Source organism: Streptomyces sp. NPDC127129 (assembly GCF_042671585.1).
In the GTDB taxonomy this organism is placed as follows: Bacteria; Actinomycetota; Actinomycetes; order Streptomycetales; family Streptomycetaceae; genus Streptomyces.
The window spans coordinates 1-24,769 of record NZ_JBHXTV010000007.1; the positions used below are offsets into that span (position 1 = coordinate 1).

Annotated in this window: 19 protein-coding genes and 2 pseudogenes; 9 read left to right on the forward strand and 12 right to left on the reverse strand. The window is 71.8% G+C overall.

The genetic code is table 11. From position 1 onward, the window contains the following. A pseudogene (locus ACFVGW_RS14965) lies at nucleotides 1-459 on the forward strand (2-oxoacid:ferredoxin oxidoreductase subunit beta); the annotation flags it as partial. A 39-nt stretch (nucleotides 460-498) separates the two neighbouring features. Here the strand turns inward: ACFVGW_RS14965 and ACFVGW_RS14970 are convergent. From ACFVGW_RS14970 to ACFVGW_RS14985, 4 genes are all read right to left on the reverse strand, one after another. After that, nucleotides 499-2,697 carry a bifunctional serine/threonine-protein kinase/ABC transporter substrate-binding protein gene (locus ACFVGW_RS14970; RefSeq protein WP_385852252.1) on the reverse strand — a complete coding sequence of 733 codons (2,199 nt, stop codon included), beginning with the start codon at nucleotides 2,695-2,697 and terminating at the stop codon, nucleotides 499-501. A gap of 2 nt (nucleotides 2,698-2,699) precedes the next feature. After that, on the reverse strand, nucleotides 2,700-4,886 hold the full coding sequence (locus ACFVGW_RS14975) for a bifunctional serine/threonine-protein kinase/ABC transporter substrate-binding protein (protein ID WP_385852253.1): 2,187 nt from the start codon (nucleotides 4,884-4,886) through the stop codon (nucleotides 2,700-2,702). Continuing rightward, nucleotides 4,883-5,710, reverse strand: a complete 828-nt coding sequence (locus ACFVGW_RS14980; RefSeq protein ID WP_385852254.1) for a hypothetical protein — start codon at nucleotides 5,708-5,710, stop codon at nucleotides 4,883-4,885. The genes ACFVGW_RS14975 and ACFVGW_RS14980 overlap by 4 nt, the downstream gene beginning before the upstream one ends. 83 nt (nucleotides 5,711-5,793) lie before the next feature. After that, the gene (locus ACFVGW_RS14985) at nucleotides 5,794-6,201 is read right to left on the reverse strand and encodes a helix-turn-helix domain-containing protein (RefSeq protein WP_352188861.1); all 408 of its coding nucleotides are present in this window, start codon (nucleotides 6,199-6,201) and stop codon (nucleotides 5,794-5,796) included. A 98-nt stretch (nucleotides 6,202-6,299) separates the two neighbouring features. Here ACFVGW_RS14985 and ACFVGW_RS14990 point away from each other — a divergent pair, with 98 nt between their 5' ends. After that, nucleotides 6,300-7,160 carry an NAD(P)H-binding protein gene (locus ACFVGW_RS14990; protein ID WP_385852255.1) on the forward strand — a complete coding sequence of 287 codons (861 nt, stop codon included), beginning with the start codon at nucleotides 6,300-6,302 and terminating at the stop codon, nucleotides 7,158-7,160. 218 nt (nucleotides 7,161-7,378) lie between these two features. After that, nucleotides 7,379-8,350, forward strand: coding sequence for an EamA family transporter RarD (gene rarD / locus ACFVGW_RS14995; protein WP_385852480.1), 972 nt, complete (start codon nucleotides 7,379-7,381; stop codon nucleotides 8,348-8,350). Between the two features lie 72 nt (nucleotides 8,351-8,422). On the opposite strand, the gene ACFVGW_RS15000 is transcribed toward rarD, so the two are convergent. Continuing rightward, nucleotides 8,423-8,758 carry a DUF6401 family natural product biosynthesis protein gene (locus ACFVGW_RS15000; protein ID WP_385852256.1) on the reverse strand — a complete coding sequence of 112 codons (336 nt, stop codon included), beginning with the start codon at nucleotides 8,756-8,758 and terminating at the stop codon, nucleotides 8,423-8,425. Nucleotides 8,759-8,784: 26 nt separating this feature from the next. Then, a complete protein-coding gene (locus ACFVGW_RS15005) occupies nucleotides 8,785-10,212 on the reverse strand; it encodes an MFS transporter (RefSeq protein ID WP_385852481.1) in 1,428 nt (475 codons plus the stop codon). 108 nt (nucleotides 10,213-10,320) lie between these two features. On the opposite strand from ACFVGW_RS15005, the gene ACFVGW_RS15010 reads away from it, so the two are divergent. Beyond that, nucleotides 10,321-10,779, forward strand: coding sequence for a winged helix-turn-helix transcriptional regulator (locus ACFVGW_RS15010; RefSeq protein WP_383228470.1), 459 nt, complete (start codon nucleotides 10,321-10,323; stop codon nucleotides 10,777-10,779). Between the two features lie 171 nt (nucleotides 10,780-10,950). Further along, the gene (locus ACFVGW_RS15015; protein WP_352188856.1) at nucleotides 10,951-11,406 is read left to right on the forward strand and encodes a VOC family protein; all 456 of its coding nucleotides are present in this window, start codon (nucleotides 10,951-10,953) and stop codon (nucleotides 11,404-11,406) included. Between the two features lie 25 nt (nucleotides 11,407-11,431). On the opposite strand, the gene ACFVGW_RS15020 is transcribed toward ACFVGW_RS15015, so the two are convergent. Beyond that, entirely contained in the window at nucleotides 11,432-11,950 is a 519-nt protein-coding gene (locus ACFVGW_RS15020) for a DUF1203 domain-containing protein (RefSeq protein ID WP_385852257.1), read from the reverse strand. Between the two features lie 292 nt (nucleotides 11,951-12,242). On the opposite strand from ACFVGW_RS15020, the gene ACFVGW_RS15025 reads away from it, so the two are divergent. Further along, on the forward strand, nucleotides 12,243-13,556 hold the full coding sequence (locus ACFVGW_RS15025) for a M28 family metallopeptidase (RefSeq protein ID WP_385852258.1): 1,314 nt from the start codon (nucleotides 12,243-12,245) through the stop codon (nucleotides 13,554-13,556). Between the two features lie 124 nt (nucleotides 13,557-13,680). Here the strand turns inward: ACFVGW_RS15025 and ACFVGW_RS15030 are convergent, their stop codons facing one another. Both ACFVGW_RS15030 and ACFVGW_RS15035 read right to left on the reverse strand, forming a co-directional pair. Then, nucleotides 13,681-14,871 carry an outer membrane lipoprotein carrier protein LolA gene (locus ACFVGW_RS15030; protein WP_385852259.1) on the reverse strand — a complete coding sequence of 397 codons (1,191 nt, stop codon included), beginning with the start codon at nucleotides 14,869-14,871 and terminating at the stop codon, nucleotides 13,681-13,683. A gap of 156 nt (nucleotides 14,872-15,027) precedes the next feature. Then, nucleotides 15,028-16,038: a polyprenyl synthetase family protein gene (locus tag ACFVGW_RS15035; RefSeq protein WP_352188852.1), complete on the reverse strand. Its 1,011-nt coding sequence runs from the start codon at nucleotides 16,036-16,038 to the stop codon at nucleotides 15,028-15,030. Nucleotides 16,039-16,213: 175 nt separating this feature from the next. Between ACFVGW_RS15035 and ACFVGW_RS15040 the strand changes: the two are divergent. Beyond that, nucleotides 16,214-16,548 (forward strand): annotated as a pseudogene (locus ACFVGW_RS15040) (hypothetical protein); the annotation flags it as partial. A gap of 47 nt (nucleotides 16,549-16,595) precedes the next feature. Then, a complete protein-coding gene (locus ACFVGW_RS15045) occupies nucleotides 16,596-18,593 on the forward strand; it encodes a CocE/NonD family hydrolase (RefSeq protein WP_385852260.1) in 1,998 nt (665 codons plus the stop codon). Between the two features lie 61 nt (nucleotides 18,594-18,654). Here the strand turns inward: ACFVGW_RS15045 and ACFVGW_RS15050 are convergent, their stop codons facing one another. Then, nucleotides 18,655-19,911 (reverse strand): LPXTG cell wall anchor domain-containing protein, encoded by a 1,257-nt coding sequence (locus ACFVGW_RS15050; protein ID WP_385852261.1) that lies wholly within the window; start codon nucleotides 19,909-19,911, stop codon nucleotides 18,655-18,657. A gap of 301 nt (nucleotides 19,912-20,212) precedes the next feature. On the opposite strand from ACFVGW_RS15050, the gene fahA reads away from it, so the two are divergent. Further along, complete coding sequence (gene fahA / locus ACFVGW_RS15055; protein ID WP_385852262.1) at nucleotides 20,213-21,439, forward strand: fumarylacetoacetase; 1,227 nt, start codon at nucleotides 20,213-20,215, stop codon at nucleotides 21,437-21,439. Between the two features lie 80 nt (nucleotides 21,440-21,519). Here fahA and nuoN read toward each other — a convergent pair whose 3' ends face one another. Together nuoN and ACFVGW_RS15065 are read right to left on the reverse strand one after the other, a co-directional pair. Continuing rightward, nucleotides 21,520-23,193, reverse strand: coding sequence for an NADH-quinone oxidoreductase subunit NuoN (gene nuoN / locus ACFVGW_RS15060; protein WP_385852263.1), 1,674 nt, complete (start codon nucleotides 23,191-23,193; stop codon nucleotides 21,520-21,522). Continuing rightward, entirely contained in the window at nucleotides 23,190-24,764 is a 1,575-nt protein-coding gene (locus ACFVGW_RS15065) for an NADH-quinone oxidoreductase subunit M (RefSeq protein WP_385852264.1), read from the reverse strand. The genes nuoN and ACFVGW_RS15065 overlap by 4 nt, the downstream gene beginning before the upstream one ends. Between the last annotated feature and the right edge of the window lie 5 nt (nucleotides 24,765-24,769).

A 24,769-nucleotide genomic window follows, 5' to 3' on the forward strand; every position in this document is an offset into this window, starting at 1 on the left:
GCCGACCACCCCGGCACCGCCCTCGTCGAGATCTACCAGAACTGCAACATCTTCAACGACGGCGCCTTCGAACCACTCAAAGACAAAGACCAGGCGCAGGAGGCCGTGATCCGGCTCGAACACGGCCGGCCCATCCGCTTCGGCACCGGCCAGGACAAGGGTGTCGTCCGCGACCCGGCCACCGGCGATCTCAAGGTCGTCACGGTCACCCCCGAGAACGAGAGCACGATCCTGGTCCACGACGCCCACGCGGCCTCACCGACCACCGCCTTCGCACTCTCCCGCCTCGCCGACCCCGACACCCTCCACCAGACCCCCATCGGCGTCTTCCGCTCCGTCCGACGCCCCGTCTACGACACCCTCATGGCCGACCAGCTCGAAACCGCCATCGAACAGCACGGCAAGGGCGACCTGGGCCAGCTCCTCGCGGGGAACGACACCTGGACCGTGGTCGGCTGACACGGGCCGCATCCTGAAGGGGTGAGGGGCCGCGGCCCCTCACCCCTTCAGACGCTTCTTCTCCTCGTCCGCGAACTTCTCGAACTGCCCGAGGTAGCGCGGGACGCCGCGCTCGACGCGGTACAGGAACACCTCTTTGTTGTACCGGTACATCATCACGTTCTGTTCGTCGAAGCCGTACATCTTGGCGACGCCCTGGAACGAGAACGCCCGCATCGCGCCGCGCACCGCGATCCGTGTCATCGCCAGCTTCCGGTCCGACACCAGGTCCCGCATGCGGTCGGCCAGGCACGTCACCGCGTCGTACGCCTCCACCGCGAAGCGCTCGACGGGCGCCGTGCCCGACAGGCGCCAGCGCCTGCGGTAGGCGGCCGTGAACTCCTTGGCCGCGGGCACGAGCGCCGGGTCGACGTAGGTGGTGCCGAAGTACCAGCCCTCGGCCGCCGGGCCGGCGGTGGAGAGGAACTCCGGTGCCAGCGCGTACTCGACGCTGCCGCACAGGCCGCCGTAGCCCTGCTGCTTCAGCGCCTTGGCGCACAGTCCGGCGCGGCGCGGGGAGACGCCGCCGTAGAGCACGGCGTCGGGGCGGGCGGCGACCACCTCGCGCGCCACCGGGCCGAAGTCCTCTTCGTCCGCCGCGATCTGGTGAACGGTCACCGTCTCACCGACCGCACCCATGGTGGTCTGTGCGGAGTGGGCCGTGCGCCAGGCGTAGTCGCCCGCCGCCCGGTCCTGCACGACGGCCGTCCGCTTGGCGCCATGCACGAGGGCGACGCTGGTGAAGGGCAGTTGCAGCATGTCGTGGTGGACGCGCAGCTCGCGGTAGACGGGGTTGATGGTCTGGAAGGGCAGGTCACCCTGGTCGATCCCGACGGCGACGGTCGCCGTCACCAGCAGGTTCGCGTCGTAGGTGGGGGCGGCGGCGAGCAGGGTCTCGCGGGTGGTGGGGCCGATCAGGGCCATGACGGTCGGGTCCTTCACGAACTCCCGTGCCAGGGCTCCCGCCCGGGGCGGGTGGCCCTCGTCGTCCAGCACCTTCAGGGCCAGGTCGAAGGGCCGGTCGGGACGGGCGTTGAAGGTCTCGGCGGCCAGCCTGGCCCCGCGCTCCTGGGCGCGCCCGTCCGCCGCCCGGGGGCCGCTGAGATCGGTCTGGATCCCGATCCTGTACGTGGGCAGGGCCGTGGGCGGCCCGCCGGCCGCCGGGTTCGCGGGGGTGCGGTTCACGAGCCAGGCCGTCAGCCCGCCGGCCCCGGCCACGGCGGCCGCCGAGCCGAGCGCGAGAAAGCGGCGCCGTGACGGGGAGGCGCCGTCCGGGGTCCCGGAGGCGACGACGACGGTGGGCTCCGCCACGGGCAGGTCCAGGACCCGCGCGGAGCGTTCGGCGATCAGCGCGGGCAGCCCGGGCGGCAGCCAGTCGCCCGCCGGCCCCTCGGCGGACCCCAGCCGCGCCCGTACCTCCACCGCCGTGGGCCGTTCCGCCGGATCCTTGGCGAGGCACTCGGTCACCAGCGGCAGCAGCGCCCGCGGTACGTCGTCGAGGTCGGGCTCCTCGTGGACCGTGCGGTACACGACGGCGGCCACCCCGCCCGTGCCGAAGGGGCGTCGCCCGGTCGTCGCGTACGCGAGGACGCATCCGAGCGAGAAGACGTCGCTCGGCGGGCCGACCTCGCCCGCACCGGCGGCGCGGGCCTGCTCGGGGGCGAGGAAGCCGGGCGTGCCGATCATCGCGCCGGTGGCGGTGAGGGCGGTGGCCCCGGCCGACCTGGCGATGCCGAAGTCGATCAGGCGCGGCCCGTCGAGGGCGAGGAGGACGTTGCCCGGCTTGACGTCACGGTGGACGAGTCCGGCCTCGTGGACGTCCGCGAGCGCGTCGGCGAGCCGGGCGCCCAGGGCCCGTACGCTCTCCTCGGGCAGGGCGCCGTGGAGGGCGACGGCCTCGGCGAGCGAGGGGCCGGGCACGAACTCGGTGGCGAGCCAGGGCTCACGGGCCTCCGGGTCGGAGCCGAGGACGCGGACCACCCAGTGGCCGGTGATGCGCTCGGCGACCCGGGCCTCCCGCCGGAACCGCTCGCGGAAGCCGGGGTCGGCGGCGTGCTCGGCCAGGATCAGCTTGAGCGCGGCGAGCGCGCCGCCGGCGGACCGGGCGAGGTAGACCACGCCCATGCCGCCGGCGCCGAGCCGGCCCAGCAGGCGGTATCCGGCGATCGTCGAGGGATCGGCGGGACGGAGGGGCCGCACGCTCAGACCTGTCTGTTCTTGGGCGGCACGGCGGGGGCGAACTCCAGCGGTTTGTACCGGCCGTTCTCGACGGCGTACATGAAGGTGCCGACCCCCGTCAGGTGCCCGTCCTCGTGGTCGAAGACGTAGCCGCCCATCGCGCCGGTGTACGTGGCCTTGCGCAACGAGGCGACGAGCGACGTGCGGTCGGGGCGCTTCCCGCCCTTCGCCGCCTTCTCCACCTCCTGGATGAGGAGGTTGACCATGTCGAAGTACTCGCCCGCGTAGAAGGCGGGCGTCTCGCCGAACCGCTTGCGGTGCGCGGCGATGAGGCCGGAGGCCTCCTTGCGGGTCGTGGGGTCGACGACCGGCGCTCCGATGATCCAGCCCTCCGCCGCCTCCCCCGCCTCGGTGAGGAACTGCGGCTTGAACACATGCTGCCCGGTGATCCTCATACCGGTGAAGCCGAGTTCGTCGAGCGCGCGGGCGGCGAGGACGGCGCTGGGGGCGAGACCGCAGTGGACGTACGCGTCCATGCCTTCCGCGATCAGGCTGCCGAGCACCCGCTTGTAGTCGGTGGTGGGTCCGGGGACGACTCGGGGGAGGGGCACGACCTTCGCCTGGCGGAAGCCGAAGTTGGCGCCGCCGATGTACTGCCAGGCGTAGGTGTCGTCGGTCCGCTCCTGGAGGACTCCCGGCCGGATGCTCCGGGTCTTCGTCAGGACGTAGTAGGCGAGGCACATGCCCGCGTAGACGTGCTGCGGGCACGCCTGCACCATCGAGAGTCCCTGGCCGCCGGCCCGGTTGGAGAGCAGGTTGAGTCCGGCGGAGGCCGTGATCACGGGCAGGAGCGCTTCGTCGTACGCGGGGAGGGCGGCCAGGCCCGTGTAGTCGGAGGTGGGCCCGATGACGCCGAGGACGTCGGGATCGCCGGTGAGGACGCGGGCCGCGGCCAGGGCCCTGTTCTTGTCCCCGCCGTCGTCGGAGACCTTGAGTTCGAGGGTGAAGGGCTTGTCCTTCCGGGCGTTGAACTGCTCGACCGCGAGTCGGGCGCCGCGTTCCTGCGCCAGTCCGACGTCCTTGGCGGGGCCGGTCAGGTCGGTGTGGACGCCGATGACCCAGCGGCGCTTCTTCGGTCCGGTGGCGGCCTTCCGGTCCTTGTCGTCGTTCCGCAGCGCGGCCCAGGCGCCGATGCCGCCGCCGGCGGCGAGGACGGCGCCGCCGGAGGCCAGGAGCAGGAACTTCCTTCTGCCGGTGCCCTGTTGTCCGCCGTCGTCCGCCGTGCCGAGCTGGGTGGACTCGATCTCGGGGAGGGCGAGCATGGCTGCGGAGCGCTCGGCGATGGTCCGTACGACGGGGGCGGGCAGCCAGTCGTTCCCGGCGCCGGGCGCGTCCTCGGTGAGGCGGTCGGCGATCTCCTCGGCGGTGGGCCGCCCGGCCGGTTCCTTGCCGAGGCAGGCGCGCACGAGGTCCAGGAGCCCGTCCGGTACGCCGGCGAGGTCGGGCTCGTCGTGGACCGTGCGGTACAGCAGGGCGTCGACCGACCCTGTGCCGAAGGGCGGGCGGCCGGTCGCCGCATGGGCGAGGAGGCAGCCGAACGCGAAGACGTCGCTGGGCGGGCCGATCTCGGCGGCGCGGGCCTCGGCCTGTTCGGGCGCGAGGAAGCCGGGGGTGCCGACGACCATGTCGGTGGAGGTGAGGGCGGTGTCCCCGGTCGCGCGGGCGATGCCGAAGTCGATCAGGCGCGGGCCGTCGACGGCGAGGAGGACGTTGCCGGGTTTGACGTCCCGGTGGACGAGTCCGGCCGCGTGCACGGCGGCCAGCGCGCGGGCGAGCGCGCCGCCGAGGATCCGTACGCTCCGCTCCGGCAGCGGGCCGTGCGCGGCGACGGCCTCGCCGAGGGAGGGGCCGGGGACGAACACGGTCGCCATCCACGGCTCCGGGGCGTCCGGGTCGGCGCCGGTGACGGGGACGGCCCAGGGGCTGGCGACCCGGCGGGCGGCCTCGACCTCGCGGCGGAATCGGGCGCGGAAGTCGGCCTGGTCGGCCTGGTCGGCGTGGGTGACCTTCACGGCGGCGAGTTCGCCGTTGTCCGTGCGGCCGAGGTAGACCACGCCCATGCCGCCGGCGCCGAGCCGGCCGAGCAGCCGGTATCCGGCGATCGCCGACGGGTCCGAGGTCCTCAGCGGCTGAAGGGCTGCGGGGCTCATGACTGCACCTCCAGGCTGTCCTCGGCGCGCCCGACCATGGCGACCAGCGCCTGGATCTGCGCGTTGTCGACCTCCTTGGCGACGTGGCCGGGAGCGCCCTTGACGACGGCGGCGACGGTGATCTGTCCCACGCGGGACTGGTACCAGGAGTACGTCTGCTCGCCCTTGACCGCGTCGTTGACGTACGACCCCGCCTCTCTGAGCGAGTCCGCGGCGGTGAAGTTGCCGCCGACGCCGAACGGGCTGCCGAGGGACATCAGACCGGTGATCCGCTCCCCGTCGCGCAGTCGCTGCGCGGGGCAGCGGAGCGCCTCCTCCAGGGTCTCCGCCATCTCCCAGTCGGCGTCCGTCTCGCTGCGGTGGACGGTGACGGTGGCGGAGACCCGGAGCGCGCCCCGGCCAGCCCGGGCGGGGATCTCACCGTAGGCGGTGACGCTGTGGAGCACGGTGGGCGGGCGGGTGCCGGTCTCCCAGGTGCACTGCGCGGAGAGGACCGGCCAGTAGTCGTCGGCGCTGAGGTACGGGGTGCGTCTGACGTAGTCCGCGCCCCAGGACTCGGGGCCCGCGACGATCGCGAGGGCGAGCCGCTTGGCCTCGGCCTCGTTCTTCGGGGCCCGCTTGGGGTCGGCGGTGAAGCCGAGCTTCGAGGGCGTCGGCGCGGGCTGGGCGGTCGCGGTTCCGGACGACGCCGCCGCCGAGGGTGTGCCCCCCTTGCCGTCGTCGTGTCCCCCTTCGTCGCCCGCGTCGGAGCATCCCGTCAGGATCAGGCCGCACGCGAGTACTCCCCCGCAGGCGCGCAGCACTCTTCGGTACCCGTATGTCACGTATCCCCCACGCACGCTCACACTTGCCCCGAGTGGTGAGGAGATCGTACGCGTGCGGACACCAACTCACCCCGATAACAACATCATTGGGGCGAACCTGTGGCCTTCCCGGGACGTGCCGCGTCGTAGCGGGCGCGGGCCTCCCGGACCGCGGGGACCCGGGCGTCGGTCCAGCGGGCCAGCTCCCAGACCCGCCCGGCGGCCTCCTGGCCGAGTTCGGTGAGGCTGTAGTCGACGCGGGGCGGGATGACCGGCTTGGCGTCGCGGTGGACGAAGCCGTCGCGCTCCAGGGTCTGGAGCGTCTGCGTCAGCATCTTCTCGCTGACCCCGCCGACCTGTCGGCGCAGCTCGCTGAAGCGGTACGAACGCTCCCGCAGCGCGATCAGGATCAGGACGCCCCAGCGGCTGGTGACGTGTTCCAGGACGAGCCGCGCCGGGCACATCGCGCCGTCGACGTCGGCCAGCAGGCTCTTCGGGTCACTTACTTCCATGCCAGTACCTTACTTCAAAGTGGGTACTTTCCCAGAGTTAGTGCCTTCCGTACGGTGAGTGCACAGCCCACCGCACCCCACGGGAGAAGGAACCACCCATGAGCATCGTCGTCACCGGAGCCACCGGACAGCTCGGCCGTCTCGTCATCGACGAGCTCCTCGCCCAGGCGGCCGCCGAGTCCGTCGTCGCCGTCGTCCGGGACAAGGCGAAGGCCGCCGATCTCGCCGAGCGCGGCATCGGGCTGCGGATCGCCGATTACAGCAGGCCGGAGACCCTCGCGGAGGCCTTCGGGGCCGGCGACCGCGTCCTGCTGATCTCCGGCAGCGAGGTCGGGCAGCGCGTGGCCCAGCACGCCGCCGTGATCGACGCGGCCAAGGCCGCCGGCGTCGCCCAGCTCGCGTACACCGGCATCCTCGGCGGGCCGGAGGCCGACTTCGACCTGGCCGCCGAGCACCGGGCGACGGAGACGCTGATCCTCGACTCGGGGCTGCCGTACACCTTCCTGCGCAACGGCTGGTACACCGAGAACTACACGGCGAACCTCGCCCCCGTCCTCGCCCACGGCGCCGTCGTCGCCAACGCCGGCGAGGGCCGCGTCGCCTCCGCCGCGCGCGCCGACTACGCGGCCGCGGCCGCCGCCGTCCTGACCGGCCCCGCCGAGGAGCACGCGAACAGGGCGTACGAGCTGAGCGGCGACACCGCCTGGTCGCTGGCCGAGTACGCGGCCGAGGTCGCCCGCCAGACCGGCCGGGAGATCGGGTACGACAACGTCCCGGCCGAGGCGCACGAGGCGATCCTGACCGGTGCCGGGCTCCCGGCGGCCTTCGCCGCGATCCTCGTCGACGTCGACAGGGCCATCGAGCGCGGGGCGCTCGCCCGGCGGACCGGCGACCTGTCCCGCCTCATCGGCCGCCCCACCACCCCGCTCGCCGAGACGGTCGCGAAGGCCCTCGCGTAGGCCCTCACGCAGGCCGTCGCGCAGGCCCTCGCCCAGTCCTTCCGCAGGCCCTCGGGAGGGGCCGGGGCGAAGGTCATGACCGTATCGCGGTACGGACATGACAGCCTGCCCTGTGCGGCGCTACCTTCATCAGGACGGCGTGGCGCAGGGCAGGAGGTTCGGTGAAGACGGACGACGAGGGACGAGCAGGTCTCCTCTACGGGATCGGTGCCTACGGGATGTGGGGTCTGGTCCCGCTCTTCTGGCCGCTCCTGAAGCCCGCCGGGGCGGTCGAGATCCTCGCCCACCGGATGGTGTGGTCCCTGGCCTTCGTCGTCGTCGCGCTCCTCGCGGTCCGCCGCTGGGGCTGGATACGCGAGCTGGTGCGCAGCCCGCGCAAGCTCGGCCTGATCACGCTGGCCGCGGCGGTGATCACCGTCAACTGGGGCGTCTACATCTGGGCGGTCAACGCCGGCCAGGTCGTCGAGGCGTCCCTCGGCTACTTCATCAACCCGCTCGTCACGATCGCGCTGGGCGTCCTGCTCCTGAAGGAGCGGCTGCGGCCCGCGCAGTGGGTGGCGGTCGGCGTGGCCGCCACGGCCGTGCTCGTCCTCTCCGTCGGGTACGGGCGGCCGCCGTGGATCTCGCTGATCCTGGCCTTCTCCTTCGGCGTCTACGGCCTGGTGAAGAAGAAGGTCAACATCGGCGGCCTGGAGTCCCTGGCGGCCGAGACCGCGATCCAGTTCCTGCCGGCCCTCGCCTACCTGCTGTGGCTCGGCTCGCAGGGTTCGGCCACCTTCGGCGCCGAGGGCACCGGGCACGCGGCGCTGCTCGCCGCGACCGGCATCGTCACCGCCGTACCCCTGATCTGCTTCGGCGCGGCGGCGATCCGCGTACCGCTCTCGACGCTGGGACTGCTCCAGTACCTGGCCCCGATGTTCCAGTTCGGGCTGGGGATCGCGTACTTCCACGAGGCCATGCCGCCGGAGCGCTGGGCGGGCTTCTCGCTGGTGTGGCTGGCGCTGACGATCCTGACCTGGGACGCGCTGCGGACGGCCCGGCGGAGCAGGGCGGCACTGGCGGCCGCCGAGCGTGCGGCCGCCGCGGCTGCCGTGGCGGCGGCGACGACCGGGACCCTGCGTGCCGACGCCGGGGTCGTCTCCGACACCGGGGTCGCCTCCGACCCCGGCCGGGCCCCGGCCGTCTCCTGAGCCCCCGAGTCCGGGTCCGAGTCCTCTCGTCGCCGAGTCGCCGTGCCCGCGGCGGGACGGACGGCCGGCAGGTCAGGCCGCCAGCAGGTCGTGCTCCCGGATCAGCCAGCACACGGCCGTGAGGCGCAGCGTCGCGAAGTCGTGGCCGACCGGCTCGGTCCAGTCGGCCTCCGACAGCGAGTCCGTGAAGCCGAGGACGTAGTCGGCGAGGTCCTCCCGGCGCACGGTCGGCCGGGGCGCGGGGACGGTCTCGTCCGGGCGGCGCGGGGCCGGGAACAGGGCGTCGCACACGGCCGCCGCGTGCTGGTCGACGGCGGCCACGAGCCCCGGCTCGAAGGCGAACTCCGCGAGCCGGGGCAGGTAGGCGGCGACCACTCCGACCAGCGGACAGTCGGGCGAGTCGTTCATTCCTCCACACTAAGGGCGCCTCCCGCTCACCCCGCGGTGACCTCGGTCGCAGCGTCCGGGACCCGCGGCGCCTCGGTCACGGTCACGGCCCCGGCCCCGGCACCGGCCCCGGCGCCCCGCAGCCCCGTCGCCGAGACCAGCGCCCCGAGCGCCACCATCGCCACCGGCACGGTCAGCGCGGCCCTGAAGCCGTCGAGCCCGCCGCCCGCGATCCCGTACACGGCCGTCACCAGCGAGATGCCGACGGCCGAACCGAACTGCGTCGCCGTCGTCAGGAGCCCGCTCGCGAGCCCCTGCTCCTCCTCGTCGATGCCCTCCGTCGCGGCGATCGTCAGCGGCCCGTACGCCAGCGAGAAGGCGAGCCCGGTCAGCAGCAGCGTCGGGAACATCGCCGCGTACGACCAGTCCGGCCCGACCGGCAGGAAGAGCGCGTACGAGAGGACCGCGAGCGCGAAGCCGCCGAGGATCACCCGCCCGTTGCCGAAACGCGCCACCAGCCTCGGCGTCAGCGTCGGGGCGAGGACCGCGTCGATGCCCATGACCATCAGCGCGAGGGCCGTCTCCAGGGAGGACCAGCCGCGCAGCTCCTGCAGGTAGAGCGTGGCGACGAACTGGAATCCGAAGAAGGAGCCGACGAAGAGCAGGGCCCCGAGGTCGGCCCGGACCGTCGACGCCTTGCGCAGCAGCCCGAGGCGGACGAGCGGGGCGGCGGCGCGGCGCTCCACGGCGATGAACACCCCGGCGAGGACCACACCGGCGGCGGCCAGGAGAGCGGTCAGCGGCCAGCCGTCGAGGCCGTGCTCCAGCCGTACGATGCCGTACGCGAGCAGCAGCATCGCCCCGGCCGCGGTCGCCGCGCCGGCCACGTCGAAGCCGCCTGCCGTCCGCTCCGGGCGCGCCTCCCCCGGGATCAGCCGCAGCCCGGCGAGCAGGACCGCCGCCGCCAGCAGGACGGGCGCGAAGAAGACCCAGCGCCAGCCGAGCTGGGTGAGTAGCCCGCCGATGACCAGGCCGAGCGAGAAGCCTCCGGCCGCCGTACCGGCGAAGACCAGCAGCGCCTGGTTGCGCTGCGGTCCCTCCTCGTACGACGTCGTGATGATCGACAGCGCGGCGGGGGTCATGAAGGCGGCGGCGACACCCGTCACGAAGCGGGCCGTGATCAGCATCCAGCCCTCGGTCGCGAAGCCGCCGAGGCCGGAGAAGAGCAGGAAGACGGTGAGCCAGCCGAGGAACATCCGGCGGCGGCCGAGCAGGTCGGCGGCGCGTCCGCCGAGGAGGGTGAAGCCGGCGTAGCCGAGGACGTACGCGGACATCACCCAGGCCGCGGTGCCGGTGGACAGTTCCAGGTCGGATCTGATGCTGGGCACGGCGACGGCGAGCATGGCCACGTCGATGCCCTCGAGGAAGATCGTTCCGCAGAGGACGAGGAGGAGGGCCCAGGCGCGTGCGGGCAGGGAGGTGGACACAGCTGTCTCCAAGGCGGGGAAGGGGAAGGGTGGTTACCGGCCATGAGGTCGGTTCCCTCTTGTAACCACCCCGATCCTGCGGCAGGATCCGATGCCGTGGAAGAAGGCACTTTGAAGTCACCGAGTCACTGCGAAGTGACCTACGCGGACGGCTACTCCGGGGACGCGGATCCCTTCCAGTGGGACACGCGGGAGGACTGCGAGGTCCGGCAGATCCTCGACCGGGTCGCCGACAAGTGGTCCCTGCTGGTCATCGCCCTGCTCGACCGCCGCAGGCTCCGCTTCTCGGAGCTGCGGCGGGAGATCGACGGGATCAGCCAGCGCATGCTGACGGTGACCTTGCGGCAGCTGGAGCGGGACGGCCTCGTGAAGCGGACGGTCCACCCGGTGGTCCCGCCGCGCGTCGACTACGAACTGACGCCGCTGGGAGGGACGTTGCACACGACGATCCGCTCGCTCGTCCTCTGGACGGAGCGGCACCAGAACGAGATCGCGGCGGCGCGGCAGGCGTACGACGCGAAGGAGGCGGCCGAGGCGGAGGCGGCCCTGGCCTGACGGGCGACGGCGACCGCCGACGGCGACCGGCGACCGGCGACCGGCGACGGGCGACGGGCGACGGGCGACGGGCGACGGGCGACGGGCGACGGGCCGGAACGACTGCCCATCGGGGTGAACGCGGGTCATGCCTCTCGGGACGCGGATCGCGCGAGCAGTACGACTGGTGGCATGACTCCGCTCCACTGGAAGCTCGTGATCGACACCGCCGACCCGCACGCCCAGGCCGCCTTCTGGGCCGCCGCCCTCGGCTACGTGGAGGAGGACCACAACGCTCTCGTCGAGCGCCTCCTCGACGCCGGCGCGGCCCCGCCCGAGCTGACGGTCATGCTCCCGGACGGCCGCCACGGCTGGCGCGATCTGGCCGCTGTCCGGCATCCGGACGATCCTTTCGAGGAGGAGTCGGGCACCGGGCGCGGCCGCCGCATCCTCTTCCAGCGCGTCCCCGAGGCGAAGACCGTGAAGAACCGCGTCCACCTCGACCTCCACCCGGGCCCCGACGCCCGCGACGCGGAGGTGGAGCGCCTGGAGTCCCTGGGCGCCTCGGTCCAGCGCCGGGTGTCGGAGTGGGGGACGACATGGGTGGTCATGACCGACCCCGAGGGGAACGAGTTCTGCGTGGAGTGACGGTGTCCGGGCGCGCGTCGCGCCGTCAGGCTCCCCGCCGCACCTCGAACTGGAAGCAGCCGTACTCGACGGCCCTGACGTGCACGAGCGCGACCCGCGGGTCGGCGAAGGCCTCCGCGAAGCCCTGGTCGAAGGCCGCGGTCGCGTCGGCGGGGATCTCCAGGAGCCGCCCGCCGACGATCCGTCCCTCGGCGTCGTAGCGGCGCAGCGTCCGCAGCGCGCCGGAACGGTCGAAGGGGTACGACTCCGGGGCGGCGGGCGGTCCGGCGCACTCCTCGGCGTGGACGAAGACCGGCCCCTGCTCGTCGTACGCCCCGGGGGCGGCACCGTTCGCGGCGGCCCAGCGGCGGAGCGGCGCGTACGAGACGAGGGCGATCCGCTCCCCCGGCACGATGTTCCGCAGGCAGCAGCGCAGCGGACTGCCCTCCTCCGCGGATCCGGCGGTGAACGGCGCACAGGGCCGGCCGGCGTCGTCCGTGATCCGGAGTCCGGCGAGGACGGCGGGCTCGATGGCACGTGCGGTGTAGGTCGTGTAGGTCGTCATGGCTTCAGCGTCCCGCGCGCGTGATCCGCCCGCTGGCGGGATTCGGACCTGGCGTTCGGGGCGCGCACGGCGCGTCCGCCCGCACAGTCGTCCGGTGAGCGAACGCGTCTGACCGGTTTCCGCTCTTGACGCTCAGTCAAACTCTCGTTGAACATTCACCACGCACATCACGCACCACCCCGCACCGACATGCACAGCGCCACCGCACAGCTCCAACGCCCCGCGACTGCACAGCCGTCGGGGCGTCTCGCACGTTCCGTTCCCATCCCCGTTCGGAATCCGGAGCCCCCACATGAACCTCTCCGTACCCAGACGTGCCGCCGCGCTCGCGGCCGTGACCGCCATGGCCCTCGCCGGGTTCACCGGCGCCACGGCGAACGCCGCGCCCAGTGCGCCCTCCGCCGCTGCCGCGCCGGACATACCGCTCGCCAACGTCAAGCAGCACCTCACCGACCTCCAGGCCATCGCCACCGCCAACGGCGGCAACCGCGCCCACGGCCGCACCGGCTACAAGGCGTCCGTCGACTTCGTGAAGGCCAAGCTGGACGCGGCCGGATTCACCACCACCGTCCAGCAGTTCACCTCCAGCGGCGCCACCGGCTACAACCTGATAGCCGACTGGCCCGGCGGTGACCCCAACCAGGTCCTCATGGCCGGCGCCCACCTCGACTCCGTCTCCTCCGGTGCCGGGATCAACGACAACGGCTCCGGTTCCGCCGCCGTCCTGGAGACCGCGCTCGCCGTCTCCCGCGCGGGCCTCCAGCCCACGAAGCACCTGCGCTTCGGCTGGTGGGGCGCCGAGGAGCTCGGGCTCGTCGGGTCGAAGTACTACGTCAACCAGCTCCCCAGCACGGAGCGTTCGAAGTTCTCCGGGTACCTGAACTTCGACATGATCGGGTCGCCCAACCCCGGCTACTTCGTCTACGACGACGACCCCGCCATCGAGCAGACCTTCAAGAGCTACTTCGCCGGCATCGGCGTGCCCACCGAGATCGAGACCGAGGGCGACGGCCGTTCCGACCACGCCTCGTTCAAGAACGTCGGCATCCCCGTCGGCGGGCTGTTCACCGGTGCCAGCCGGGTCAAGTCGAGCGCCCAGGTCCAGAAGTGGGGCGGTACGGCCACGGCCTTCGACCGCTGCTACCACTCCTCCTGCGACACGACGTCGAACATCAACGACACGGCCCTGGACCGCAACAGCGACGCCGTCGCCCACGCGATCTGGACCCTGTCGGCCGGGACGACCAACCCGAACCCGGGCACGGTCTTCGAGAACACGGCCGACGTGTCCATCCCGGACAACGGCGCCGCGGTGACCTCCACGGTCAACGTCACCGGCATCACCGGCAACGCCCCCTCGGCCCTCGCGGTGGACGTCAACATCGTCCACACCTACCGCGGTGACCTCGTCGTCGACCTCGTCGCCCCCGACGGCACGGTCTACAACCTGCACAACCGGTCCGGCGGCAGCGCCGACAACATCGTGCAGACCTACACCGTGAACGCCTCCTCCGAGGTCGCCAACGGCGCCTGGAAGCTCCGTGCCCAGGACCGGGCCTCGGTCGACACCGGCTACATCAACAGCTTCAAGCTGACGTTCCCGTAGGACCGCAGGCCGCGCTCAGGCCGCACGCAAGCCGTACACAGGCCGCGCTCAGGCCGTACGCACGAAAAACTCCCGGGTGGGTCGGTGACCATCGCCCCCGACCCGCCCGGGGTCCCAATCGCCGCTACTTCCCGGCGTTCGCCGCGTCCACCAGCGCCTGCTTCGTCACGGCGCCGACATAGACCTTGCTGTCGTCCGTCATCAGCGCGTTCACGAGCTTGGTCTTGAAGACGGTGCCCGAGCCGAACTTCCCGCTGACCTTGTCCCCGAGGGCGTCCAGGAAGCCCTGGACCTCCTTCGGGGCCTCGCCCGTCTTCGGGGCCGGGGCGCCGGTGTCGATCTTCGCGATCGTGGTCCAGCCCTCGCCGATGACGTTCATGCCCTCGGCGCCCGCGCCGCCGGCACCGGCGCCGGGAACCATCCCGCCGAAGAGGCCGCCGAACTCCTTCTCCAGGTCCTCGGGCGCCTTGCCGTGGTCCGCGCCGTCCGCGCCCTCGGAGCCCTCGGTCACCTTCGCGCCCTTGGGCGCCTTGAAGTCGAACGTCGAGGCCGCGGGCTTCGCGAAGTCGACCTTGGTGAAGCCCGCGTCGAGGACCGGCTTGCCGCCCTCGACCGACGCCAGCGTGAACTTCAGCGGCGTCCCGGTCTTCGCGTCCACCGCGATCTTGACCGAGTCGACCGTCGAGCCGCTCTGCTTCGGCTTGACGACGAGCTGGTACGCGTCCCGGCCGGCCACCTTCGCCGTACCGCCCACCGTGATCGACGTCGTGTCGCCCGCCGCCTTCAGGACCTCGTCGGCGAGCTCCTTCGGGGTGCCCGGGAGCTCCTTCTCCTCGGCGGGGCGGTCCGGGGCGTCGCCCTTCTCGTGGAACACCTCGTTCGACGCGCTGTCGTACGCCCACACGTCGTCGCCGTTGTGGATCAGGCTGTACTCGTCCGAGCCGTCCACGATCGTCAGCTTCTGCTTCTCGGGGCCGTCCGCCGCCACCCGCAGGGTGTGCGTGCCCGAGACCAGCTGCGTCAGCCGCTCCTGCGGGTCCACGGACGACGGGCCGCCGGACGGCGAGCCGCCCGCGAAGCTGTCGGCCAGGCCCGCCACCGACGGCAGACCCAGGTCCGTGGTCACCTTGAACGTGCCGGACAGCGTCTGCGTGTCCGACGCCGCGATCTTCTCGATCAGCTGCTGTGCCGTGATCTCCGGCAGGTCGGGGTCGCCGGACGCCGCCAGCGCAGGTACGAGTCCGATGGTCGCCGCGGCCACTCCGGCCACCGCCAACGGGACGACGTAGCGGCTCGCCTTACGGGTCTCTGCCATGGTCTGTCCTAACCTCCGTGGTCGATGACTCCATCTGACCAAAGCGGCGGCGCCGAATCGTCAGCCTCCGGCATCAACCTGACGTACTGCTACGGGATGACAACCCCTAGGGCCTCTAGCCCGTCCGGCCATCCCGTCCGGCCATCCCGTCCGGCGTCAGCCCGCCCGGTGGACCACCGCGTCGCACAGCTCCATCAGAGCCGACTTCGCGTACCCCTCGGGCAGCGGCGCCAGCATCGCCCGCGCCTCCTCCGCGTACCGCACGGTGTCCCTGCGGGCCTGCTCCAGGGCCGGGTGGACGCGCAGCCGGCGCAGGACCTCCGCGTGCCGCTCGTCGTCCGTCAGGTCGCCGTCGATGAGCTCGACCAGCTCCACGTCCTCGGAACGTCCGAAAGTCGCCGCCGCGGCGCGCAGGCGGAGCACCGGAAGGGTCGGAATGCCCTCCCTGAGGTCCGTCCCCGGGGTCTTGCCGGACTCGTGGGAGTCGGAGGCGATGTCGAGGACGTCGTCGGCGAGCTGGAAGGCGACGCCGAGCCGCTCGCCGTACTGGGTGAGGATGTCGACGACGGTCTCGTCCGCGCCGGACATCATCGCGCCGAAGCGGCAGGAGACGGCGACGAGCGAGCCGGTCTTGCCGGCGAGGACGTCGAGGTAGTGGTCGACGGGGTCGCGGTCGCCCTGGGGTCCGGCGGTCTCCAGGATCTGACCGGTGACCAGGCGTTCGAACGCCTCGGACTGGATGCGTACGGCCTCGGGTCCGAGGTCCGCCAGCGTGTGCGACGCGCGGGCGAACAGGAAGTCACCCGTCAGGACGGCGATGGAGTTCCCCCATCGGGTGTTCGCGCTGTCGACGCCGCGCCGCACGTCCGCCTCGTCCATGACGTCGTCGTGGTAGAGCGTGGCGAGGTGGGTGAGCTCGACGACGACTGCCGAGGGCACGACACCCGGCGCGTAGGGGTCGCCGAACTGGGCGGCGAGCATCACGAGCAGCGGCCTGAAGCGCTTGCCGCCTGCCAGCACGAGGTGCTGGGCGGCCTCCGTGATGAACGGGATCTCGCTCTTGGTGGCGTCGAGGAGCCCTGCCTCCACGGCCGCCAATCCGGTCTGGACATCGGCCTCAAGAGCCTGGTCCCGCACGCTAAGACCGAACGGCCCGACGACGGTCACGAGGGGGTCTCCTGTCTGCTGACGCCTGCTTCTGCTGCCGACGATCACACGGATTGTCGATGTGTCGCTCGATTCACTCAAGTCAGCGTATCCGGTCGCCTTTCGATCACCATGGGCGCCTTCCCGCCACCCCCGGTATGTTCGTGATCAGCTGATACGACCAGGAGTAGGCGATTTGTCCCGAACAGTGATCGATCCCGACGCGAACGACGAGCGGCCTCCGCCCGAGGACGATCATGCCTTCTTCGGCCGGCCACGAGGGTCTCGGCATGGACCCGGGCACGGCCGCCTCCGTCGCCGCCGCCTACGGCACCCTCGTCCACCTGGCCTCCGTCGCGGGCGGCCGGCTCGCCGACCACCAGGGGCCACCACTGGGGCTTCTCGGCGGCGGCGGTCGGCATGACCCTCGGTCTGCTGCAGTACGTGCCCGGCCGCCGTCACCTGGCCGGGCGCACGCACGCGGCCGAGTTCGCGCTCGCCGTCGCCGCGGGCCTCGTCGTGATCGCCATGGCGCCCTGGCCGCGCCGCACCATGCACCCCGTCCACTGAGGTACGACATGCGCATCCGCACCGAGTTCCCGTACGAGACGACCCACGAGGACGTCCGGATCCCCCTCCCGGAGGGAACCAGGCTCTACGCCCGGATCTGGCGGCCGGTCACCGACGAGCCCGTCCCCGCCCTCCTGGAGTACCTGCCGTACCGCCTGACCGACTGGACCGCGCCCAGGGACCGGCAGCGCCATCCCTGGTACGCCGGGCACGGCTACGCCTCCGTACGGGTCGACGTGCGCGGGCACGGGAACAGCGAGGGCCTGCCGGGCGACGAGTACGACGCCGTCGAGCTGGCCGACGGCGTGGCGGTGGTGAACTGGCTCGCCGAGCAGCCCTGGTGCACGGGGAAGGTCGGCATGTTCGGGATCTCCTGGGGCGGCTTCAACGCGCTGCAGATCGCCGCGCTGGCCCCCGAACCGCTGAAGGCGATCGTCACCGTCTGCTCGACCGACGACCGCTACGACAACGACGTCCACTACATGGGCGGCTCCGTCCTCGCCGTGGACATGCACGCCTGGGCCGCGACCATGCTCGCCTTCGCGTGCCGGCCGCCGGACCCGCGGTACTTGGGCGAGGAGTGGCGCGAGCTGTGGCTGCGGCGCCTGGAGGCCGTGGAGCCCCTCGTGCACACCTGGCTCGCCCACCAGACCCGGGACGCGTACTGGCGGCACGGGAGCGTCTGCGAGGACTACGGCGCGATCCGCTCCGCCGTGCTCGCCGTGGGCGGCTGGCACGACCCGTACCGGGACACCGTGCTGCGGCTGGTCGAGCACCTCCCCCAGGACCGGGTCCGGGGCATCATCGGGCCGTGGTCGCACCAGTACCCGGACCGAGGTCTGCCGCCCGGCCCGGCGATCGGCTTCCTCCAGGAGACCCTGCGCTGGTGGGACCACCACCTCAAGGGCGCCGACAACGACGTGATGGCCGAGCCGCTGCTGCGCTCCTGGATCAGCGGGTCCCACCCGCCGGCCACCGTCTACGACGAGCTCCCGGGCCGATGGGTCGCCGACCCCGCCTGGCCGTCCCCGAACGTCACCCCCGTCACGTACGCCTTCGCGGGCGAACCGGTCCTGGTCGACTCCCCGCAGCAGACCGGCCTCGACGCCGGGCGCTTCTTCCCCTTCGGCAACGACGCCGATCTGCCGCCCGACCAGCGCGAGGAGGACGCCCATTCGGCCTGCTTCGACTTCCCCGTGCCGGAGGACGGCGAGCCGATCGAGATCCTGGGCCGGCCTCGCGTGAGCCTGAACGTGCGGGCCGGCGCCCCCACCGGGCAGGTCGTCGCCCGGCTGTGCGACATCGCTCCGGACGGCTCCTCGACCCTGGTCACGCGGGGCGTCTTGAACCTCTCCGCCCGCTACGGCCGCGACCGGGCGGTGGAGGCGCAGATCGGGGAGCCCGAGGAGGTCGCCTTCGAGCTCAACGGCATCGGCCACACCTTCCCGCCGGGCCACCGGGTCCGCCTCGCCGTCTCCTCCGCGTACTGGCCGTGGATCTGGCCCCAGCCGGACGCGGCGGGCTTCACCCTCGACCCGGCCACCTCCCACCTGACGCTGCCGGTCCGCCGCCCCACGGACGACGCCGTGGACTGGGAGCCGCCGGAGCAGTCCGAGCCGCTGGGCGTGAGCGTCCCGGAGACGCTGGAGGAGCCCCGCCCGGAGCGGATGGTGGTACGGGACGTGGCCAAGGGCGAGTGGCGCCTCGAGGTGGACCCCCGGTACGGCGGTACGCGGGTCTATCCGGACGGCCTGGAATTCACCGAGGACGCCCTGGAGACGTACACGATCGTCGAGGACGACCCGCTCTCGGCCCGCACCCGCTCGGACTGGTCGATCCGGCTGCACCGGCCGGAGATGGCGTGGGACGTGACGATCGAATCGCGCTCGGAGATCTCCTGCGACGCGGACGCATTCCTCACGTCGAACGAGGTGGTGTGCAAACGCGGCGACGAAGTCGCCTTCCACCGGACATGGGAGAAACGCATTCCGCGTACGGCGGGGTGAGCGGAAAAGCGAAAGGGCTCGCATTCCCGGTGGAATGCGAGCCCCTCACCTACCGCGAGGATCAGGCGTCGGCGCCGGCCTTGCGGCGGCGGACGACGAACATCGCGCCGGCGCCGAGGGCCACGGCAGCGGCGCCCGCAAGGGCGAACTGCGGCATGACGTCGTTCGCACCGGTCTTGGCGAGCTGGCCGGTGGACGTCACGGACGTGGTGGAGGTGCCGCCCTGCTGGGTGGTGCCGGTGTTGCCGCCAGACGTGGAGCCGCCCGTCGAGCCGGTGGAGGGCTTCTCCTCGTCCTTGGCCTTGGCGGCGACGTCGAACCCGACGAATGCGCCCTCGGCGATGTAGCCGCAGGAGCCGTCCTTGTTGTCATAGCCAGGTTCGGCCACGAACATGGCTTCGGACTTGGGAGCCTTGGCGTCGACCGTCAGGCGGACCAGCAGGTCGACCTTCTCGCCCGGCTTCATCGCGTCGAGGTCGATGAAGCCGTACTCCGCGTCCAGGTCCGCCCACTCGCTGTTCAGCGGACCCCACTCGAGCTCCACGTGGTCGAGCAGGCTGTCCTTCTCGGCGAGGAGGTCGGTGGTGACGTAGGCCGCGTCGAGCTTCTGCTTGGAGTCGTTGGTGACCCGGAGCTTGAACTCGGCGCTGCCGCCGGCGACGACCTTCTCCGGGCCGGTCATCGTGATCGTCAGCTGGTCGCTGACGTCCTTGCAGTCCGGGTGCGGCGGCTCGGCGTCCGCGAGCGCCTTCTTGGCCGCGTCGAGGATCTTGAGAGCCTCGTCCTTGACCTTCTTGGCCTCGCCGGTCTTCGTCAGCAGCGCGACCCGCTCGTCCTCGATCGCCTTGTTCGCCTTGGTGACGTTCGCGTCGGCGGTCGTCTTGGCGGTGGCGGCGGTGGCGGCCTTCGTCTTCGCCTCGTCGAGGACCGTCTGCGCGGCGGCCTTCTCCTCGTCGGTGACGGCGGCGTCCAGCTTGGCCTGGGCGTCCACGACGGCCTGGTCGGCCGCCGTCTTGTCGGCGGTGGCCTTCTCGGCGGCCTTCTTCGCGTCGGTGAGGGCGACCTGAAGCGCGTGGTCGGCCTTGTCGAGCGCGTCGATGGCCTTCTGGGAGGCGTCGTACGCGAGGACGGCGGCGTCGTACGCCTTCTGCGCCTCGGCGACCTTCTTCTGCAGCTCCTCGATCGTCGGCTGCTGCTCCTGCGTCTGCGACGGCGCGGACGGCTTGGTGTCGGCGAACGCCGGAGCGGCCGAGAAGAGGACGACGGGAGTCGTCACGGCGGCGGCCACGGCCGTCGCGAGAATACGGCGAATCTTCAAGGTGGACCTTCTGGTCAGGATCGGTCGACGAAAAGAAAGAAAAGGTGCGTCGCTCCTGCGGGGATACTCACGCGGTGCGACTTCTCCAAGATCGTATGACCCGGATTAAGCCCTGAAAAGGGGGAGTTGAACGTGCCCAGTCGCACAGGTCGCGCACACGGTGCACACAGGACGCATAAAGCGCGCGAACATGGACAGTTGTGCACGGAGGCCCATCTTTTTGTGTGACCCATGTCATCCGCGCCGAGCGGTCCGCCCCGTAACGTGTCCCCCACACCTGTGGAAAGCGAGGCAAGCACCGATGCCCGAGCAGTCCCCGCTCGATCTGGCCGAAGGCGATCCCTTCGGCCCGCACAACCTTCCGTACGGCGTCTTCTCCCCCGCCGACGAGCCCGACCGGCGGAGGGTCGGCGTCCGCATCGGCGGTCATGTCCTCGACGCGGGGGCCGCGGCGCACGCGCTGGGCTCGCCCTACGCCGCGCTGCTCGACCGGCCGAGCCTCAACCCGCTGCTCGCCGCCGGCCGCACCGCCTGGCGCGACGTGCGCCGGGCGCTCACGGCCTGGGTGACGGTGCCCGCACACCGCCCCGTCATAGAGCCGCTGCTCCACCCGCTGGACACCGTGACGATGCACCTGCCGTTCGAGGTCGCGGACTACGTCGACTTCTACGCGAGCGAGCACCACGCCACCAACGTGGGCCGGATCTTCCGCCCCGACGGCGACGCGCTCACCCCCAACTGGAAGCACCTGCCCATCGGTTACCACGGCCGCGCGGGCACCGTCGTGGTCTCCGGCACCGATGTCGTACGCCCCGCGGGGCAGCGCAAGGCGCCCACGGACCCGGCGCCGGTCTTCGGACCTTCGGTGAAGCTGGACATCGAGGCCGAGGTCGGCTTCGTCGTCGGCACCCCCTCGACGATGGGCACCCCGGTCCCGCTGGCCGACTTCCGGGAGCACGTCTTCGGTCTGACGCTCCTCAACGACTGGTCGGCGCGGGACATCCAGGCCTGGGAGTACGTCCCGCTCGGCCCGTTCCTCGGCAAGTCGTTCACGACGTCCGTCTCGGCCTGGGTGACGCCGCTGGAGGCCCTGGACGCGGCCCGCACGGCCCCGCCGGCCCGGGACTTCGACCTGCTGCCGTACCTGGACGACTCCGCCGACGAGGAACCGGGCGGCTTCGACCTGCGGATCACGGTCGAGATCAACGGCGAGGTCGTCTCCGAGCCGCCGTTCGCCACGATGTACTGGACCGCCGCCCAGCAGCTCGCGCACATGACGGTCAACGGCGCCTCGCTGCGGACGGGTGATCTGTACGGCTCCGGTACGGTCTCCGGGCCCGAGACGCACCAGCGCGGCTCGCTGCTCGAACTGACCTGGAACGGCCGCGACCCGCTCGAACTGCCCACCGGCAAGCGCACGTTCCTGGAGGACGGCGACGTCGTCACGCTCACCGCCTGGGCTCCGGGTCCCGACGGCACGCAGGTCGCGCTCGGCGAGGTGACGGGCCGGATCGTTCCGGCGCCGTAACGAGCCCCGCACAGACCGAACAGACGTCAGGGCCCGGCCCCCCGCGTGAGCGGGGACCGGGCCCTGACGGCGTTTCTCGTCTACCGTACGAACACGCTCGCCTGGCCCGCCAGGTCCAGGAAGTACTGCGGCGCGAAGCCGAGCACCAGCGTGACCGCGACGCCCACCGTGATGGTGGCCGCGGTGAAGGCCGAGGGCACCGCGACCGTGGGGCCGTCCGCCTTCGGCTCGCTGAAGAACATCAGCACGATCACCCTGATGTAGAAGAACGCGGCGATCGCCGACGAGATGACACCGACGACGACCAGCGCGCCCGCGCCGCCCTCCGCCGCCGCCGAGAAGACCGCGAACTTTCCGGAGAAGCCCGACGTCAGCGGGATGCCGGCGAAGGCCAGCAGGAACACCGCGAAGACCGCCGCCACGAGCGGCGAACGACGGCCGAGCCCCGCCCACTTGGACAGGTGCGTCGCCTCGCCGCCGGCGTCCCGCACCAGCGTGACGACCGCGAAGGCACCGATCGTCACGAAGGAGTACGCGCCCAGGTAGAAGAGCACGGACGAGATGCCGGTGGGCGTGGCGGCGATGACACCGGCCAGCAGGAAGCCGGCGTGCGCGATGGAGGAGTACGCGAGGAGCCGCTTGATGTCGGTCTGGGTGATCGCGACGATCGCGCCGCCCAGCATGGTGACGATGGCGACGCCCCACATGACCGGCCGCCAGTCCCAGGTGAGGCCCGGCAGCACCACGTACAGCAGGCGCAGCAGGGCGCCGAAGGCGGCGACCTTCGTCGCGGCGGCCATGAAGCCGGTGACGGGGGTCGGCGCGCCCTGGTAGACGTCCGGGGTCCACATGTGGAACGGCACGGCGCCGACCTTGAAGAGCAGCCCCATGAGGACCATGGCGAAGCCGATGAGCAGCAGGGCGTCGTTGCCCATGGTGCCGGCGAGCGCCGGGTCGATCGAGCCGACCGCGCCGTCGACGACGTTCGCGATGGTGGCGTACGAGACGGAGCCCGCGTAGCCGTAGAGCAGCGCGATGCCGAAGAGCAGGAACGCCGAGGAGAAGGCGCCGAGGAGGAAGTACTTGACCGCGGCCTCCTGCGACATGAGCCGCTTGCGGCGGGCGACGGCGCAGAGCAGGTAGAGCGGGAGGGAGAAGACCTCCAGGGCGATGAAGAGCGTCAGGAGGTCGTTGGCGGCGGGGAAGACCAGCATGCCGGCGATGGCGAACAGCGCCAGCGGGAACACCTCGGTGGTGGTGAACCCGGCCTTGGCCGCGGCCTTCTCCTGGTCGCTGCCGGGAACGGCGGCGGCCTCGGCGGCGAAGGAGTCGACCCGGTGGCCGTGGCCGGCCGGGTCGAGCCTGCGCTCGGCGAAGGTGAAGACGGCGACGAGCGAGGCCAGCAGGATGGTGCCCTGGAGGAAGAGCGCCGGGCCGTCGACGGCGATGGCGCCCATGGCGGCGATGTGCGCCTTCGTGGAGCCGTAGCCGCCGGCGGCGAGGCCGACGATCGCGGCGAACGCGGCGACCAGCGCGAGCACGCTGAGGAACACCTGGCTGAGCCAGCGGCCCTTGCGGGGCACGAAGGCCTCGACCAGGACGCTGAGGACCGCGGCGCCGACCACGATGAGTACGGGTGAGAGCTGGACGTACTCGATGTGGGGTGCCGGGATCTTGGTCAACGGCTCGGCGGCCGTCGTCCACAGGCTGTGGACGACGGGCGCGGCGCCGGACGCGACGGCGGATGCACTCACTTGGCCGCCTCCACTTCGGGCTGGGGGTCCTTTTGCTGGACGTCGGACATGGTGTGCGAGACGGCGGGGTTCACGATGTCCGTCAGCGGCTTCGGGAACACCCCGAGGAAGATCAGCAGAGCGATCAGCGGGGCGACCACGACCAGCTCCCGCACCCGCAGGTCCGGCATCGTCCGGACCTCCTCCGTCACCACCGGGCCCGTCATCGTCCGCTGGTAGAGGACGAGGGTGTAGAGCGCGGCGAGGACGATGCCGGTGGTGCCGATGATGCCGGCCACCGGGTAGCGGGCGTACGTGCCGACCAGGACCAGGAACTCACTGACGAAGGGCGCGAGGCCCGGCAGCGAGAGCGTGGCGAGGCCGCCGATCAGGAACGTGCCGGCGAGGACCGGGGCGACCTTCTGCACACCGCCGTAGTCGGCGATGAGCCGCGAGCCGCGCCGCGTGATCAGGAAGCCGGCCACCAGCATCAGGGCGGCCGTCGAGATCCCGTGGTTGACCATGTACAGCGTCGCGCCGCTCTGGCCCTGGCTGGTCATCGCGAAGATGCCCATGATGATGAAGCCGAAGTGCGAGATCGAGGCGTACGCCACCAGCCGCTTGATGTCCCGCTGGCCGACCGCGAGCAGCGCCCCGTAGACGATGCTCACCAGGGCGAGCGCGATGATCACCGGGGTCGCCCACTTCGACGCCTCCGGGAAGAGCTGGAGGCAGAAGCGGAGCATCGCGAACGTGCCGACCTTGTCGACGACCGCGGTGATGAGCACGGCGACCGGTGCGGTCGCCTCCCCCATCGCGTTCGGCAGCCAGGTGTGCAGCGGCCACAGCGGCGCCTTCACGGCGAAGGCGAAGAAGAAGCCGAGGAACAGCAGCCGTTCGGTGTTGGTCGCCATCTCCAGCTGACCGGACGCCCGCGCCTCGGCGATCTCCGTGAGGGAGAAGTTCCCGGCGACGACGTAGAGCCCGATGACGGCGGCCAGCATGATCAGTCCGCCGACCAGGTTGTACAGCAGGAACTTCACCGCCGCGTACGAGCGCTGGGCCGCCGCGTTCTCGTCCGAGCCGGCGTGGGCCCGGTCGCCGAAGCCGCCGATGAGGAAGTACATCGGGATGAGCATCGCTTCGAACAGGACGTAGAAGAGGAAGACGTCGGTGGCCTCGAAGGAGAGGATCACCATCGCCTCGACCATCAGGATCAGGGCGAAGAAGCCCTGCGTCGGCCGCCAGCGGCTGGACTTCGTCTCCAGGGGGTCGGCGTCGTGCCAGCCCGCCAGGATGATGAAGGGGATCAGCAGCGCGGTGAGCGCGATCAGCGCCACCCCGATGCCGTCCACGCCCAGTTCGTAGCGGACCCCGAAGTCCGCGATCCACGAGTGGGACTCGACGAGCTGGTACCGGTCGCCGCCGGGCTCGAAGCGGACCATGACGACCGCCGCGAGCACCAGCGTGACCAGCGAGACCAGCAGCGCCAGCCACTTGGCCGCGGTACGGCGGGCGGCGGGCACGGCGGCGGTGAGGATCGCACCGACCGCAGGCACCGCTGCCGTCACCGTAAGGAGCGGGAAGGACATGGCAG